11 protein-coding genes are annotated in these 17,361 nt (G+C 52.6%); 4 read left to right on the top strand and 7 right to left on the bottom strand.

The genetic code is table 11. The annotated features are described in order from the left end of the window. Positions 1-2 precede the first annotated feature (2 nt). The 7 genes from P2W70_RS18705 to P2W70_RS18675 all read right to left on the bottom strand — a co-directional run bounded on the left by P2W70_RS18705 (position 3) and on the right by P2W70_RS18675 (position 8,678). The gene (locus tag P2W70_RS18705) at positions 3-752 is read right to left on the bottom strand and encodes a hypothetical protein (RefSeq protein ID WP_276483034.1); all 750 of its coding nucleotides are present in this window, start codon (positions 750-752) and stop codon (positions 3-5) included. Between the two features lie 124 nt (positions 753-876). Then, positions 877-1,587, bottom strand: a complete 711-nt coding sequence (locus P2W70_RS18700; protein WP_276483033.1) for a hypothetical protein — start codon at positions 1,585-1,587, stop codon at positions 877-879. A gap of 113 nt (positions 1,588-1,700) precedes the next feature. Then, entirely contained in the window at positions 1,701-2,792 is a 1,092-nt protein-coding gene (locus P2W70_RS18695; RefSeq protein ID WP_276483032.1) for an efflux RND transporter periplasmic adaptor subunit, read from the bottom strand. Positions 2,793-2,819: 27 nt separating this feature from the next. Then, on the bottom strand, positions 2,820-6,050 hold the full coding sequence (locus P2W70_RS18690) for an efflux RND transporter permease subunit (RefSeq protein WP_276483031.1): 3,231 nt from the start codon (positions 6,048-6,050) through the stop codon (positions 2,820-2,822). Positions 6,051-6,055: 5 nt separating this feature from the next. Then, a complete protein-coding gene (locus tag P2W70_RS18685) occupies positions 6,056-7,444 on the bottom strand; it encodes a TolC family protein (protein WP_276483030.1) in 1,389 nt (462 codons plus the stop codon). 121 nt (positions 7,445-7,565) lie between these two features. Then, positions 7,566-7,949, bottom strand: a complete 384-nt coding sequence (locus tag P2W70_RS18680; RefSeq protein ID WP_276483029.1) for a hypothetical protein — start codon at positions 7,947-7,949, stop codon at positions 7,566-7,568. Positions 7,950-8,012: 63 nt separating this feature from the next. Next, the gene (locus tag P2W70_RS18675; RefSeq protein WP_276483028.1) at positions 8,013-8,678 is read right to left on the bottom strand and encodes a hypothetical protein; all 666 of its coding nucleotides are present in this window, start codon (positions 8,676-8,678) and stop codon (positions 8,013-8,015) included. A gap of 79 nt (positions 8,679-8,757) precedes the next feature. On the opposite strand from P2W70_RS18675, the gene P2W70_RS18670 reads away from it, so the two are divergent. From P2W70_RS18670 to P2W70_RS18655, 4 genes are all read left to right on the top strand, one after another. Then, a complete protein-coding gene (locus P2W70_RS18670; protein ID WP_276483027.1) occupies positions 8,758-9,354 on the top strand; it encodes an RNA polymerase sigma factor in 597 nt (198 codons plus the stop codon). Positions 9,355-9,393: 39 nt separating this feature from the next. Then, positions 9,394-10,617, top strand: a complete 1,224-nt coding sequence (locus P2W70_RS18665) for a FecR family protein (protein WP_276483026.1) — start codon at positions 9,394-9,396, stop codon at positions 10,615-10,617. Positions 10,618-10,743: 126 nt separating this feature from the next. Then, complete coding sequence (locus P2W70_RS18660; RefSeq protein ID WP_276483025.1) at positions 10,744-14,139, top strand: SusC/RagA family TonB-linked outer membrane protein; 3,396 nt, start codon at positions 10,744-10,746, stop codon at positions 14,137-14,139. Positions 14,140-14,233: 94 nt separating this feature from the next. Continuing rightward, on the top strand, positions 14,234-17,344 hold the full coding sequence (locus tag P2W70_RS18655; RefSeq protein ID WP_276483024.1) for a SusC/RagA family TonB-linked outer membrane protein: 3,111 nt from the start codon (positions 14,234-14,236) through the stop codon (positions 17,342-17,344). The last annotated feature ends 17 nt before the right edge of the window (positions 17,345-17,361 follow it).

The following is a 17,361-nucleotide window of genomic DNA, read 5'->3' as shown; positions in this document are numbered from 1 at the left end:
GCTTACGGTAGCAGCAAACTGATGACGGCTGCTACCGCCAGTGTGATCCACATGGTGGCCGGCGATACTGTCGTTAGCTTACGGATGCCTGGCCGGCAGACGCTATACAATACGCCGGCCCAAAAGATGGTCATGGCGGCGGTGAACATGAGGTTGGGCAGAAAACGGCTGTTCTTATTAAAATAAACAGACTCCTGGAAATAATAGGGTAGGGTCAATATGCTCCCCAGTAAATGGTACACCAGCAGAAAGGTCAGTAATACCCAGCCCGGTTTTGTTTTTAGCCAAAAGAAGAACAGGGCTACAGGGGCTATACCCATGATCACCAGCGAGCGCATATTGATGCGTCGCAGGCTGGGTGAGGGGTAATCAAGCCCGTCAATGGTGCGCGGCGCAACCTGTATCGTATTCCACAACCACATAACGCCGAGAATGATCACGATCAACCGGATCATTTTTTCCGGACTGGTATCGGATGCCTGTTGCGGATCGATGGTGTCGAGTAACAGCCGGGTATTTTGTTTGATCTTCCTATCCAGGTCCTGTGTCTGCTCCTGTTTTTTAGCGGCCCGCGATTGGGCCGCCTGATTGGCACTGGCCAGTTGCTCTTCACTCAATTGCCGGCTGTTCAGTTCCTCCCGGGCAGCGGCTACTGCGATGGCCTGGTAGGCCTCCGGGTTATATACGATCTTCAGCAGTTCTTCATCGGAGATCGTCTTGTAGTATTCGGCAAAGTTGATGAGGGGTTCCATGGGTTGATTGCGTTTGTCCGGTTAGGTTGGTGGCAAGTTACACATCTACCGGCAACTAACATTGCTACGGGCAGGTTTGATGCCGGCCCGTAGCTTTATTGGTGGATAATGATATGGTCCGGGACTAGGATTCCACCGGTAACGGACCATTCATTGCACGAAACTCCATGCGAAACGATTCGGGTGTTTCTTCTATGACGCCTCGGTAAAGGAGGTCGTCTTTTTCGTAAGTCTTATTTTGGTCGTAGCTCGCCAAGGACCAACGGCGGGCGCTCGTCAGCATTTGGTTGATGTACAGTCCGAAGTTATTCTCTATTTCTGCTTGTTGCCGTGGTTGGGTAACAAAGGTGAGGATCGGCAGGGTAGAGCTGGACATATTGTACTGCGCTTTCACCATAATGTCGAAATACCATTCATTGGTCAGCTCGGCAGCGACCATGGTCAGGTTGTCGAGGAAACCCATGATGGGGTGGTTGAAACCTGAACGCTGGTCTATTTTGATGCGGATGCCGGTAGACTTCGACCATTCGGCCCGCTCATCGGTCTCTCCGTTTGTCGACTCGCCGAAAAATGCGACTACATATTCCAATGAACCGTTGGGCGTTGGTTCTTCATAATTGATCGGCTGTGCCAGCAGTTCTTCCGGTACCTGCGCTATAATGGGATCAAAGAAACGGGCATCGCCGAAATAGCTCATGCCGGTAATGCCGAGTTGGGGCAAGCCGCCTGCGCCATAGCGGCACACGGTACTGTCCCGGTAGATCTTCATATGTATAGCGTCCTGATCGTTGGCTGAAACTTTGATGAGAACGAGTCCTACTTCACTGAGTTGCATAATCTGTTTATATGGGTAAGATGCTTTTTATTGGGCGCTCAATTTAGCCAATGGATCGCACTTCGGCAAGCGACCCCGGGATTATTATTCCCGGGGCCTTTTGCCGGCTGCATTTATTTGATGACCGTTCCATCCTTGACTTCGTCGGTGGCATGCAGGATGATCTCGTCGCCGCTGCGAAGGTCGCCAAACACTTCAGTGGAATCATTGGTGCGTAACCCTTCCTGGATGGATACGATCTTAGCCTTACCGTCTTTTACCGTGATCACATACTGCCTTTCGGTAGAGCGCACGATCGCGTTATTGGGCAATAACAGCGATTGGGAGGCTGTCAGTAACGGTACTTTCACTTCCGCATACATGCCTGGCTTCAGTTCGCCGTTACGGTTCTGTACATCGATCTCGATCGCCTCCGATCGCAGGCTGCTCAAGGCATTGGCAGAGCGACTGATGGTAGCCTTGTTCTCCCGGCCGGGAATGGCATTGTAGATAAAAGTGACCGGTCGTTTGAGGTCTACCTTGTCCACATAGGCTTCCGGAATAAAGACTTCGAGCCTGAGCCTGGCCAGGTGCTGCAATACCAGCATCGGCAGGTCGTTGGATTTGCTTCCTGGCCCTACCAGGGCGCCGGCAGAGATATTCCTTTGCACGATGAAGCCATCGAAGGGCGCCGTAATAGTGAGGTAGCTTTTGATATTGCTCATCGATTCCATATTGGATCGTTCCGACAAAACGATCGCCTCATCGGCCCGCATCCTCGACAACGCATTGTCGAGGTCAAGGGGAGCTACCGCTCCCGCTTCCTGCGCAGCTTCCTTGAGGCGTTTGTATTTCTCGCGGCTGGCAGTCGCATTTTCCTGTGCCTGCACATATTTGGAGGTAGCCGCCTGCAGCTGCGATTCCAGCTCGGGTGCCTCCAGCGTAACCAGTGTTTGCCCCTTGCGTACCATGGTGCCCCGGTCGACCAGTACTTCACGTACAAAGCCATTGACCTTGCCGTAGATGTTTACTTCTTCAAAAGGTTTTAGCTGGCCGGGTAGCTTGACATAGGTGGCCAAAGGCTTCTTCACGACCGTGCCGATCTCGTATTTACTTTGGTGGGGATCGGCTTTGGCGCCCGTCAGGTCGACGGGGTTTTCGTGTCCACCACAGCCGGCCAGTAAAGCCGCCGTGATTACTATCGTTGTTATCCAGATTGTTTTCATATCCTTCTGTTTATCGTAGTGGTAATATTATTTTGAAAGATTGTCGTCGTTGGTCTCCGGCATCAGCGAGGGTGAACGCAGGCTGGCCTTGTTTTGCGCCCAGGAAAATACGTGGGGGAGTACGAAGAGGGCCGCGATGGTGGAGGCGGCAAGTCCGCCGATAACGGCCCTGCCCAACGGAGCCGATTGCTCGCCCGCTTCTCCCATACCTGAGGCCATGGGGATCATGCCCGCGATCATGGCGAAGCTGGTCATCAGGATCGGGCGCAGCCGGATAGACGCACTCGTCGTCGCAGCCCTGGTGGCATCCCGGTAGCTGATGCGAAGGCTTTCGGCGTTGGTCACGATCAGGATCGCATTCGCTACTGATACCCCTGTAGACATGATCATACCCATATACGATTGCAGGTTGAGCGTAGAGCCGGTGATCAGGAGCAGGATCAGTGACCCGGCGATTACCGCAGGGATGGTACAAAGCACCGTGAGGGCAAGCTTCACCGACTGGTAATTGGCCGCCAGCAACAGCAGGATCACGATGATGGCAAATAGCAGACCGGTTTGCAGGCTGTCGAGCGTTTCCGTAAGTAGGCTGCTCATACCTCGTACTTCCGCAATGGTTCCTTTGGGCGGGTCGCCCGCCGCAGCAATCGCCTGCTCGACAGCCTTCGTGGCAGCACCCAGGTCTTTGTGGTGGATATTGGCACTCACGGTGAGGAAGCGGCGGGGCCCTGCACGATCATATTCTCCGGGGGCATAATCGGTTTTGAAAAGGGCGATATCGCCCAGCACGGGGCTGTTTTGTCCTTTGATCAGGGGAATCTCCTTGAGCTCGTCCATGGTATTCATCACGTATTCGGGCACCTGTACCTGCACCTGGTAGGTATAGGCCTTGCTTTCATCGAGCCATTGGTTTTTTTCGGTGAAGCGGCTCGAAGACGTGCTGGCCGTTACGGATCGGGCAATATCGGCTACGTTCAAGCCCAGTTGTGCCGCCTTCAACCGGTCAATGCTGATGGAGATCACCGGAAAATGCAGGGGTTGAGCGATCTGAACATCCCGTAGAAAGGGTACGCCTTTCAGTTTGGCCACGAGTTGGTTGGAGTAGGTTTCGATCTCTTTCATATCCTTGCCCGCTACCCGTACTTCGATAGGGGTAGATGCTCCCTGGCTCATGATCTTCTCCGTCATGTCGATGGGCTCAAAGCTGATGCGCATTTCCGGCAACCGGTGTTTGATGTTGCGGCGTAAGGCCTCTTTCAGGTCGTCCATATTCACTTTGTATTCCTTGTCGAGATTGACCTGTACGACCGCTTCGTGGGTGCCCGTATTAAACACATACAGGTTGCTGGAGCCATAGCTGCTGGGGATAAGGCCGATATACGCCGAGCTGATGGCTACCTGGTGGTTGACCGTGGTATCGATGATCTGCAATACCTGCCGCACCTTGTCTTCCGTGCGTTCCAGCCGGGTGCCATCGGGCTCTTTGAGTCGTATCTGGAATTGTCCGTTGTTGATCTTCGGCATCATGTCCTTGCCAATGATGAGATAACTAATGGCTGCAAGGCCGATAGACACCAGCAGGTAAAGGGGGATCAGCCATTTTTTGCGCGGCATGTTCTTGTTCAGCACCCGGATATAGCGCAGCTTGATGCGTTCAAACAGGTCGTTTTTATGGGGTGCTGCCTGTTCTTCCTGCAGGTGTGCGGCCACCTGTTTGATTTCCTTGTCATCGAGTGCCTGTCCGGCATGGGCGTGCACCTGACCATGGTGGTAGTTGTATTTTTCCGCCCTGATCATCCAGTTCGACAATATGGGCACCACCGTCAAGGCCACGATATAAGACACGATCATGGTGAGGCCGATCGATAAAGACAGCGGCAGGAACATGGCCTTGGGTACGCCATTCATGAGAAAGGAGGGGGCAAAAACGGCGAGGATACATAGCAGGATCAAGAGTAAGGGGAAACTCACTTCCTGGCAGGCGTCGTAAATTGCTAACCGTTTACTCTTACCCATTTCCAGGTGCTGGTGTATATTTTCAATCGCCACCGTGGCCTGGTCTACCAGGATGCCGATGGCCAATGCGAGGCCACTCAGGGTCATGATGTTGATGGTTTGCCCGAAGAGTTTGAGCAACAATACACCGATCAGGATCGATACCGGTATGGTGATCACCACGATGAGGCTGCTGCGCAGATCGCGCAGGAATAGCAGCACCATGAGGCCCGTGAGCAAGGCGCCCAGCGCTCCTTCGGTAATGAGGCTTTCGACGGCATTGACCACAAACACCGATTGGTCAAACTCATAAGAGAGTTGTACATCATCGGGCAGCAGGCTCTGCATATCGGGTATTTTTTGCTTTAGCTGCTTCACCACTTCCCAGGTGGAGGCATCGGCTGTTTTGACGACCGGGATATAGACTGATCGTTTACCATTGATCAGGGCATAGTCTACGGTGATATCGGCCGCATCCGCCACCCTTGCGAGGTCCTTGATCAATACCGGTACGCCGTTTTTGGTGACCACCGGTATATTCCCAAATTCATCCACCTCTTTGATCAGGGTATTGATGGTGGTGAGGTACATGGTATTGTCGAGCCGCAGGTTGCCGGAGGGCGACATCACATTGAACTTCGACAGCGCCGTGACAACCTCATCGGCGGTGATATTATAGCTGCGTAGCTTGTTGGGGTCCACGTTAACGGTGATGGCCCTCGAGTTGGCACCAAAGGGCGGTGGTGCAGAAAGGCCGGATATGCTGGCAAAAGCGGGGCGAACCCGGGTGGCGGCGAGATCGTAGATCTCTTTCAGACTACGTGACTTACTCGAGATCACCAGCTGGCCCACAGGCAGTGAGGAAGCGTCAAACCGGATTACCTGCGGTGGCAGGGCACCCGGAGGAAAGAACTTCATCGCCCGGTTGACCTGCAGGGCCACCTGTGCAGAAGCTTCCGCCATATCCGTCTCTTCGTAAAAACTCAACTTTAAAAGGGTAAGCCCCTGGATATTCTTGGTGCTGATATTTTTAATGCCGTTCACATACAGGAACTGGTCCTGCAGGCGGGTGGCAAAAAAACCTTCCATTTGCTGGGCCGACATACCTCCATAGGATTCGATCACATAGATGGTAGGCAGGTTCAGTTTCGGAAAGATATCGATGGGTATTTTCGTAGCACTCAGTACGGAAAACAGCAACAGGCTGAGCGTGATCACTACCGTGGTAATGGGCCGCCTGAGTGCGGAAGTAGTTAATGACATCGCAATTATTTTAAAGCGTTCAGGAGTACGTCTACCTGGTTTTCATTCAATGCTTTTTTGAACAGGGCCAGGCAGTAAGCATAACGGGCGTTGATGAGGTCGGTTTCTGCGCGGTACAGCAGGTTGAGGGCGGCATTCAGGTCAACGATATTCGTCAGCCCGGTTCTGTACAAAGAGAACTTCTGCCGGTAGGCTGCTTGTGCGGCCACCAGCTGATTCGGTATCTCCTCAAGGCGTTGGTGGGCAATGCCCAGCTCTGCATCCGACTGGTTGATGCTGGCCTGCAGGTTATTCTGCTGTTCTGCCAGCTTTTGTTGCGCGAAGCGGGTATTCGCCTGTTGTACCTGTAATTGAAGGTGCTTGCGTTTGTTGTCGAAAATATTGTACGTGACACCCAGGCCCACCAGGTAATTGCCTCTTTCGAAACCCAGTCCCTTGATCAGTGGGCGAAATTCATCGGCAGCACTGAGGCTGGCGCCACGGCCCCACACGGCTGCCTGCAGGGATATTTTCGGGTAATAACTTTTGCGCGTGAGCTCTTCCCGTACCGTGCTATTGGTAATGAGGGACCGGAAATAACCGATTACCGGATGGTTGATGGTATCGGCGTCTGCGAGTATGATGCCTTCCGGTAGTTGCAGCAGCTGTGGAGCATAGTTGGTGTCGGGCACGATCCGGTCGGGTTTGATACCGGACATCGCTGAAAGCTGTAGTTGCAATTGGCGGTATTGGTTGGATAGCTCCAATTGTACCAATCGTGACCGGGAGAGTTCGGCTTCGGCAATGCTGGTATCCACCCCCGCGATGATGCCGCTTTTGGCCAATGCCTGTATCGACTGCCGGATCTCGCGGTTGCGTTGGATATTGAGTTGCTGGATGGATTGCAGGTCGTATAACCGAAGTAGCTGCAGGTAGGTGAAGATAGAATAGGCTTTAACCTGGTATCGGCTTTGTTCGTAGCGCGCTTGCTCTACCTGCACATCCGCATGGGCTGCTTTCTGCTGTGCTTCGAAGCCGCCAAAATTATACAGATCCCAATCGAAGGCGGCAACACCCAGGTCGCTGAGTATCGTATTGCTATTGCCTTCCACGCGCACCCGCGAATTGCCGGGTACGATGCCGTAGGAAAAATAACCGCCCGGCATATTGTTGTTGGTGCCGGCATCTACCTGGTAATTGAGCCGCAGGTTAGGCAGTCGTATACCCGCTGTGGCGCTTTCCTGTGCCTCCCGCCATTGTACAGCGGCGGCATCGGCCTGCAAGGCGGGTGAATAGGTTTCTACGCCGGTGAGTAGATCTTTTAGCGGGAGCGCACGTGTTTGTGACCATGCCGGCAGGGATACCAACAGGCATAGTAAGCCGTACCAGGTACGGCCCGATGAACTAGTTCTCATGATCTGTATACATTGTAGTGGCGCCTGCCGGTCGGATCGGCAGGCAGAAAATAATCAGGTAGCGATCCGGTGGTCGGATACCGGACAGCGACACCCATAACTGTAAGTGGTGGTCGTCCTATCAGGCTGTTGCGGGAGGGCCGCGGAGATAGAAATGATCGGTAGGAGTACTACAAAGTGTTGGAGTGGTAGCGGGATAAACTGCCTGCACCAGTACGTACATGGCTGGGGCAATGCCGACGGCTGGGAAAAGATCGTTTACCTGCTGTGGCAGGAACCGTTTGTTGAGTTTGCCTTCGGCTTTGGTGGATTTGAAATGCTCGCCGGCAACCTTGTATCCTTTGGGAGCAGGGTGCTGCGTTGCTTGCGCTGCCAGGGTAACTCCTGGGGTAAAGAAAGACAGCAGCGCGTAACGGAGGTGCAGGTGAACGGCAAACAGCACAAAATATCCCCCCAGCAGTAGGGCCTTTGCCAGCACGGATGGTTGGGGGTGTTTTCTGTACATCGGGTGAAGTTACTAAATATCAGGGCATTGATTGGCCGTGATCACCTCAATAACAAAATGTTTTCAAGTAATAGGCTCCAGCTCTTCTTCCAGGTAGCGCCTTTTAAGCGGTTTACCGTTTACCAGGATCTGATAGTAATTGTTATTGTCATCGTCTTGCCGGATGCGGTGTAGTATGTACCCGATATGAAGTTGGCGAACCTGGGTACTTAATACGGTTCTTACTTTTTGTCCCGGGCCGAAGCGAAAGCCGGCATGGGGTCCCGGCGAAAAAAGTTCTCCCACCATCAGGCTGATGGCGGGCGGCGCTATTTCGGTGACCTGCGTCAGGATGGTTTCATAGGTCGTATCCATCCAAAGAATGATTGCCGGAATATCGACCGGTTTGGACAATACTTCTCTTTCCCTGTTTCCCTGCCGGTAACTGATGGTGAAATTCAGTTGCGCATGGGGTTGAATGGTCCAGTGCAGTTGTACGGAACCGTTCCTGTAAGGAAAGCTATATTGGAAGGCTGTTGGAGCAGAAGAACGTACCGACTGGCCCAGGTCGTGGTAAAAGGCTACCAGCTTTTGTAATGGCAGCAGGTCTGTGTCGTTCCAGTCAAAGATTTCCCCAAAACCTACCGTCAGCCTCGCACCGCAATAGAGCTTATCGCTGGCAGTCCAGTTGTCGTCGGGGCTGGTAACACGGCTGCCTCTTTTGATCCTGATCTGTAATTGTTCAAACAAGTGTGTATAGATTTCGCGGGACGAATTTAGGCTAGTCTTCCTATTTGTATATATTTACCGCTAAAACGGACCGCCGCCTGTGAACATCCCTTCACCATTGCCCAACGAAAAATGGCTATTTGCCCAAATAGCAGATGGGGATGAGGCTGCCTTCCGCCAACTGTTTCAGGCCTACCTGCCTTCCCTGTATCCCATGATTGCCCAGGTGACGAAATCGGGCCCCGTCGCGGAAGACATTATCCAGGAAACTTTTTTACGCTTGTGGATGCACCGCGACCGACTGACAACGATCGAGCATCCGCGCGCCTGGATCCTGCGCATTGCCTATTTTCAGGCGTTTACCTGGCTGCGGGATCAATCCATCCATCAGAAAGCCATTACCCGGCTTCGCCCTGGTGACCAGGATGCCGATACCGAGCAGCAGTTGGCCTTCCGGCAAACAGAAGCTCTCATCCGGCAGGCAGTAGCCCAATTGCCGGGACAGCAGAAAAAAGCCTACAGCCTGAGCCGCGACAGCGGACTTAAAAACGCCGAGATTGCCCGCAAAATGGGCCTATCCGAACAATCCGTGAAAAATACGCTGGTGAGAGCCCTGAAATTCATCCGGGAGTACCTGGAGAAGGCAGGCATTACCACTTTGGTATTTTTTTTAACGCTTATAGGTACTAAACCATGACCTGAGCGTCTTTTATAACTGTATAAAAAGGGGAATATAATGTTACAGGAAGCCCGGTTGAAGGAGTTGTTGGATAAAGCGCTGGCAGGCAAGGCCAGTGACGGTGAATTGCGCGAACTGACGGACGCGCTGCACCACGACGCCGACCTGTCTGTTACGCAGCAGATCACCTCCTTCCTTGATCAGCGACCTGCCGACGCAACCTATACCCCGCCAGCTGCCGATAACATATCGGCCATGGCCGACCAAATCCTGGCAGCCGATAAAACGGCCCCAGATGCCCCGGTTCAACATACTCCCCTCAACTTCTTTGGATTATGGAAAAGGATTGCGGTAGCGGCTGCATTTCTGGCCATCGTATCGGTGGTTATTTTTTATCTTACCCAGACCCAACCCACGTCGGGTGCCACGGCGCCTGTTGTTTCGGCTGATTCCAAACCTACGGAGATCAAGGCTGGGAGCCATAAAGCGCGGCTCATCCTCGCCGACCGCTCGGAAGTGGTATTGGATACCGCTGCCAATGGGATTGTTTCTGTACAGGCCAATATGCGGGTCTTCAAAGATGCCGACGGTAAGATCGCCTATTCGGCCGACCGGTCCGCTGCCAACTATTCCCGCACCAACGAAATCGTGTTCAATACGATCGCTGTACCACGCGGCGGCTTCTATCAGCTGAGCCTGGCAGACGGTACGCTGGTATGGCTGAATGCCTCCTCTTCCCTGCGTTTTCCGGTATCCTTTACTGGTACCCAGCGCCTGGTTGAGCTGGAGGGAGAAGGGTATTTTGAAGTGGCCAAAGATGCCACCAAGCCATTTATCGTGCGTACCGGACAAGCCGATGTAAAAGTGCTCGGCACCCATTTCAATGTCAGCGCCTACGCCGGAGAAGCCTGGAAAGCCACGTTGGTGGAAGGTTCGGTGGAAGTAAAGAACAATCACGACCTCGCATTGCTGAAACCGGGCAACCAGGCTATCGTAAACAATGGGGCCCATCTCTTTAGTATGGTGGCCGACGCCGACCTGCTGGAAGCTACTGCCTGGAAAGATGGCTATTTCCAATTCAACGAAGCGCCTGTGACCTCCATCATGCAGCAGGTATCCCGCTGGTATGATGTTGATATTGAATACAAAGACTCGCTGCCAACTTCACACTTCAATGGACGGATCGACCGCGACATTCCCTTGTCGGGTGTCGTTAATGCCCTGAAGCAGGGCGGGATCAAATGCGCCGTCGACCGGAACCGCTTAGTGGTTTATCCTTAGTGAATAATTACTCCTGAAACCCAATAGGGTAAAGGGTTGTAAAATATGATGATTTTTTACGGTAACAGGTATAAAAAACATAAATTGCCGGGTGCCGTACGAATTTCATTGATGTAAACTGCCGTAATGCGGGTCATCTACGCTTTGCTTACTACCTTACTACTGCTGATCAGACTGGACTCCTATGCCCAGGGCATAACTATTGTCCAAAAGAACGTACCACTCGGTAAGGTTTTTACCCTCATTCAGCAACAAAGTGGCTTGTCACTTTTCTACGACAGCCGCCTCATCAAAAACGACCGGAAGATCAGTATCGATGTCCGGGAGGCAAGCGTACAAACGGTCATGGACCTTTGCCTGAAAGACCTTCCTTTTACCTATGTTATTACCGACAACATCATTGTGATCCGCGAAAAGCTGGTGGCTGGTCCGGAACAGAAGCCCCTGCTGGAGATCCGCGGAACGATCCTCGGCAAAGACAGTCTTGGTCTGCCGGGCGCATCGGTGATGCTGAAAGAGATAAAACGGGCCGCCCAAACAAATGCGGCCGGGCATTTTGTAGTAGACCACGTTCCACCAGGTTCCTACACCGTAGTGATCTCTTTTGTGGGATACGAGTCTATACAGCAGTCGGTGGTGGTAGCGCAAAATACGCCGCCCATCGAGGTATCGCTACCCAAAACGGAAGACCGGCTGGATGAGATCACCGTAACGGCGCTGGGCCTGGCGCGTAAGACACGTTCGCTTACGTATGCCACACAAAAGGTGAACGGTGAAGAGTTCAACACGGTAAAGAATACCAATATTCTCAATAGCCTCAATGGTAAAGTAAGTGGTGTACAGGTAAATCGCACCTCCGGCGGGGCTGGTGGCTCGGTGCGGGTGGTGCTGCGGGGCGACAAATCGACCCGTAACAGCCAACCGCTGTATGTGCTCGACGGCTTGCCCATTGTTAACCCGACGGGTGGTCCGGTAGCAGGGTTGTACAACGACGCGCCCGATGCCGGCGATATCATCAGCTCCATCAATCCGGATGACATTGAAAGTGTCAGCATCCTCAAAGGTGCGGCGGCCTCGGCATTGTACGGTAGCCAGGGCAGTAATGGGGTGGTACTTATTACCACCCGGGGCAGCAATCCCGGGCAGGCGAGGATCAACCTATCCAGCAGTGTTACAGCAGAGCAGCCCATGGTATTTCCCGAAACGCAGTTTAATTATGGACAAACCGCCCTGGGCGATGCCACCAACCCAGGCAGTGAAGATAGCTGGGGCGCTGGCGGTACTACCTTGCCCAGGCGGAGCTACATCAACGATTTCTTTCAAACAGGGCTTACCTTTATCAATGGTGTCAATATCACTGGTGGCACCAACCGGTCTTCTCAATACTTCTCTTACTCCAATACCAGTAACAAGGGTTTTCTGCCAACCAGCAGTTTTAAACAACATACCCTGAGTTTCCGGCAAAGCGGCAAATTCCTGAATGATAAACTGGTGATCGACGGCAGTTTTCTCGGTAGTCTGCAAAGCGCCTACAACCGGTTGACGCCAGGCATTTATTACAATCCATTGACCGGTTTATACCTGATGCCGCGCGGGTTTGATTTCGATCCATTCAAGCAGTTTGAATTCTTTTCTCCCACGCGTTACCTGAACGTACAAAACTGGTGGAATATCAATTACGAGAAAGACCTGGCCAGTGGCGGCGGCTGGGGGGGACAGGATTATCAGCAAAACCCCTATTGGGTCATGAACCGGAATACGGTGCTGACGACCAACCAGCATGCCTGGTTATCTGCTTCTCTTAAATATTATTTCAACAACGGCTTCACCCTGCAGGCGCGTGGGTATGTCAACCATTTTGTGAATGAATACGACCGGCATATTTATGCCACGACACAGGCTACCTTGTCGCGCTTCAATGGGATTTTTCATACGATCAAAACGGCTAACACGACCGCCTACGGCGACGTGTTGCTGAGTGGTAGTCACAAGTTCGATTACAATTGGGAAATGAACTTTACGGCAGGGGCGGCCATTCAACACCACCAGGGCACGATGCTGTGGGTGGCGGGTTCTCCTACGGTGCCCAATGTGTTTCTGGAATCGGCCCTGGACCGGGCTACCATCGATATCCGGAATTTCAATGATAAGAACAGTACGCCTGCACGAAAGCAAGTGCAGTCGTTGTTGGGTACGGTGCAGTTGAGTTACCGCAATAAGATCTTCTTCGACCTGTCTGATCGCAACGACTGGTCGTCGACGCTGGCCTACACGGCTTCGGAAAGAAGGGGCTACAATTATTTCTCCTTTGGTACGGCACTGGCCCTGCATGAAATGTTCCGGTTGCCGCCCGTGCTTGATTACCTGCGCCTGCGTGCTTCGTATGCCGTCGTGGGCAATGATATAGCGGCGTTTAGCAGTTATCCCCTGTACACTTTTCAGGGAGGTAGTGCTGTTCCGCCCGTGAGTGCGCCGGTGGGGGTGCCGGGTAAGGGACTGAAACCGGAGAAGAACCGTTCGCTGGAGGTAGGCCTGCAGTGGAAGTCGATGGACAACCGGGTGCAGTTGGATGCATCCTGGTACCGGTCAAATATCGTGAACCAATACTTTAAAGGAGTGGCATTGCCACCGGGCCTGGGTTCTGGTGGGTATGCCGATATCAATAGCGGTAATATCAGGAACGCGGGCGTGGAAGGCAGTGTGCGGGTAAGCTGGTGGAAGGCTACGGATTTCGAATGGGCTACCACGTTCAATGCGTCGCACAACAGCAACCGGGTGTTGGAACTGTTTGATCCCGCAATCGTACCGAGTACCACCCCCAATCAGCTTTACCGCTTGCAAGGCGGTACGGGCGGCTACGATGGTATTTTGAAGCAGGGTGGCAGTTATGGCGATTTTTATGGTAGTGGCTACCAGCGTGACGATCAGGGGCGCATCATCGTGTCGTCCGTATCTGGCTTACCCCTGGTGGCGGATGACCTGTTCCTGGGTAATCCCAATCCCAAACTGATCCTGGGCGTGCAAAACAGCATCACATTCCGCAATTGCACGGTCAGTTTTGTGGTGGATGGAAAATTTGGTGGTAAGGTAATGAGTATTGCAGAAGCTTATATGGACCAGTTGGGGGTGAGCAAGCGTTCGGGCAATGCACGCGACCGCGGCGGCCTGGTATACCTGGAGCATGCCGTCGATGAACATGGTCAGCCCTGGAAAACCGGAATCGAAGCTGAACGGTTCTATAAATTCATTGGAGGCAAAACGCCGCTGGCAGAAGCTTATATGTTCGATGCTACGGCCATTCGCTTGCGGGAAGTATCTGTTGCTTACCGGCTGCCGTTGCGCAACAAAAAGCTGGGCGACCTCCGGTTTGGTATCGTGGGCAGCAACCTGTTGTTCCTGAAACGTAGTGCACCCTTCGACCCCGAGCAGGTGGCGGGCGTAAACCCTGGTGGAGTAGGAGTAGATGTGTTTGGTTTGCCTTCCTACCGCAGCATTGGTTTTAGTCTGCAGTATTCGTTATAAAAAAGGTTAACTTTTTTTTAATTCAATAGGTACCCTTTTTTCGCCTGTGAGTCTTTTTGGAGGACTAATCATCAAACCTCTAAAATGATTGCTTATGAAACGATCTCTCCTTGGTTTCGGGCTGCTATTTGTTTCCGTAACGGTTTTCTCCCAAACCCGGACCGTGTCGGGCGTGGTCACAGAAGCCGGTGGTAAAGTAGTCAGTGCGGTATCCATCAAAGCAAGAGTGAGTGGCGCAGGGGCCGTATCCAACGACAACGGCCGCTTTACGATCGGGGTAGTCAACAACGATACCCTCGAGATCACCTCTACTGGTTTTGCGCGCCTGCTAATGCCCGTGGGCAGCAGCAATGAATTATCACTCGTACTCCAGGCCGATGCTAAAAATCTTGAAACGGTGGTCGTTACGGCCCTCGGTATCACGCGTAAGGCCAGGTCGGTTACCTATTCCACGCAGAGTATTGGTAACGAAGATTTGAGTACGGTAAAGAACACCAACGTACTGAACAGCCTCAATGGTAAGGTGGCGGGTGTGCAGGTCAACCGAACCTCTGGCGGTGCTGGTGGTTCCGTAAGGGTCACCTTGCGTGGTGACAAATCTACCCGCAACAGCCAACCGCTGTACGTGGTAGACGGTATGCCCATCGTGAACCAGATCGGCGGTCCGGATGCAGGCCTATATAATGGTGCACCCGATGCCGGCGACCTGTTGAGTACCATGAACCCCGACGATATCGAGTCGATGAGTGTGTTGAAAGGCGCCTCAGCTTCGGCTTTGTATGGTAGCCAGGGTAGCAATGGTGTTATCCTCATTACGACGAAAAAAGGTAAGAGTGGCACCGCCCGGCTTGATTTTTCGAGCAGTGTAACCATGGATAAAGTATCTGTATTGCCCAAGCTGCAATACGACTATGCGCAGTCTACGCCGGCTACGGCTGCTTCACCCGGTAGTGAAGACTCCTGGGGGGCAAAAGGCGCCGCCAATACTTCCGGCGACTATGTGAAGGACTTCTTCCAGACTGGTCTTACCTTCATCAACTCGGTAGGGCTTACCACGGGTAACGACAAATCGACCAACTACCTGTCTTATTCCAATACAGACAATAAAGGTATCCTGCCTTCGAGCACCCTGCGTCAACATACGTTGACCTTCCGTCAAACGACCAAGTTGTTGCAGGACAAGCTGATCCTCGACGGTACCTTCACCGGTAGCCTGCAAAAGGCACACAACCGGATGACACCGGGTATCTACTTCAACCCGCTGACCGGTCTGTACCTGTTTCCCCGCGGACAGAATTTCAACACTTTCAGAGACAATTTCGAATACCAGTCTCCTTCCCGTTACCTGTATGCACAGAACTGGTGGAACATCAACTATGACAAGGATCTCGCCAATGGCGGCGGTTGGGTAGGACAGGATTACCAGCAGAACCCTTACTGGGTAATGAACCGCAATACGGTAGATACCCGCAACCAGAATGTGTATGCTGCCTTGCTTGCCCGGTACGCCATAACACCCTGGTTGAGCCTGCAAATGCGTGGTAACATCAATAATTTCATCAACGAGTACCAACGTAATGTATACGCCAGTACGCAGGGAACACTGGCCCGCTTCAATGGTAACTACAATTCCACGCGTACCAATACCACCAACCTGTATGGTGATGTACTGATCATCGGTGATCGTCAACTCACCCAGGATATTGGTTTGAACTTCACTGCCGGTGCGGTGGTACAGGACCAAAGAGGTAAAATGCTGATCATAAACGGCTCGCCTACCGTTCCCAACGTATTCCTGGAATCGGCCCTCGACAAGGCTACGATCGATGTGCGCAACTACGACAATGGCAACCCTGCCCGTCGCAAAGTACAGTCGCTGCTGGGGTCTATTCAGTTGAACTGGAAGAACAGGATCTTCGTAGATTTCAGTGATCGTAACGACTGGTCATCTACGCTGGCCTTTACGCCTACCGAAAAGAAAGGCTACAACTACTACTCCGTCGGTGCGAGCGGCATCCTGAGCGATCTGTTCCGGTTGCCTGCTGCTATCGATTTTGCGAAAGTACGCGTGTCATACGCCGTGGTGGGTAACGATATCGGTGCGTTCAGCACGCTGCCGTTGTATACCTTCAGCCAGGGCGGTATGTCTTCGCCTCCCAACAGCTATCCATTGAGCGCTGCCAATCTGGATATCGACCTGAAGCCTGAAAAGAGCAAGGCTTTTGAGGTGGGTACACAATGGGGCTTTATGCAAAACAGGTTAACCCTCGATGTGACCTATTATAAAACGAACACGACCAACCAGTACTTCAGCGGTCTGTCGCTGCAAGGGTATTCGACCAAGTCGGACATCAATACCGGTAATATCCAGAACAGTGGTGTAGAAGCTTCCGTATCGTACAAAGTATTCAACTCCAAAAAGCTGAACTGGACTACAACGGTCAACTTCTCCCGCAACCAAAACAAAATCGTGCAGTTGTTTGATCCTGCCGTGGTGCCTGGTGCTACCAAAGATGCGAAGTATGTACTGGGTCAAAGCGGAAGCTATACAGCCCTGATGGAAGGCATTGCTTTCGGTACACTCTTTGGTCGTACATTCAAGACCGATGCACAGGGACGCACGGTTGTAGATGCTACGACGCACCTGCCTGAGTTTGTGGACAGCTTCTTTGCGAATCCCAACCCCAAATTCATTTTGGGCTGGAACAATACCTTCACGTTCGGCAACTTCACAGTCGGTATGCTGATCGACGGCAAGTTTGGTGGTAAAGTGCTGAGCATTACCGAAGCTTACCTGGATCAGTTTGGTGTGAGCCAGCGTACCGCTGATGCCCGCAACAGTGGTGGTAAGGTGAAGATCGACAATGCTGTCGACAATGCAGGCCATGCGTGGAGTGGTGATGTAGATGCTGCTACGTACTATCGCCATATTGGTGGTAAAACACCTGCGGGTGCGGCCTATTCGTACAGCGCCACCGCAGTACGTATGCGCGAGATCTCTATCGGCTACCAGATACCTTTGAACAGCAAAGTGGTGAAGAACCTGCGGATTGCTGCTATCGGCAACAACCTGTTCTTCTTCAAACGGGATGCACCGTTTGATCCTGAGCAAGTGGCTGGTGTCAATGCCGGTGGGGTAGGTATCGATGCGTTTGGTTTCCCTGCCTACCGCAGCTATGGTCTCAGTCTTAAATGTTCTTTCTAAAACAGGTATTTCTCCAC

This window comes from Paraflavitalea pollutisoli (assembly GCF_029360705.1).
Classification (GTDB): Bacteria; Bacteroidota; Bacteroidia; order Chitinophagales; family Chitinophagaceae; genus Paraflavitalea; species Paraflavitalea pollutisoli.
The sequence above is the reverse complement of the archived record's forward strand: the minus strand, read 5'-3'. Positions and strand labels throughout refer to the sequence as shown.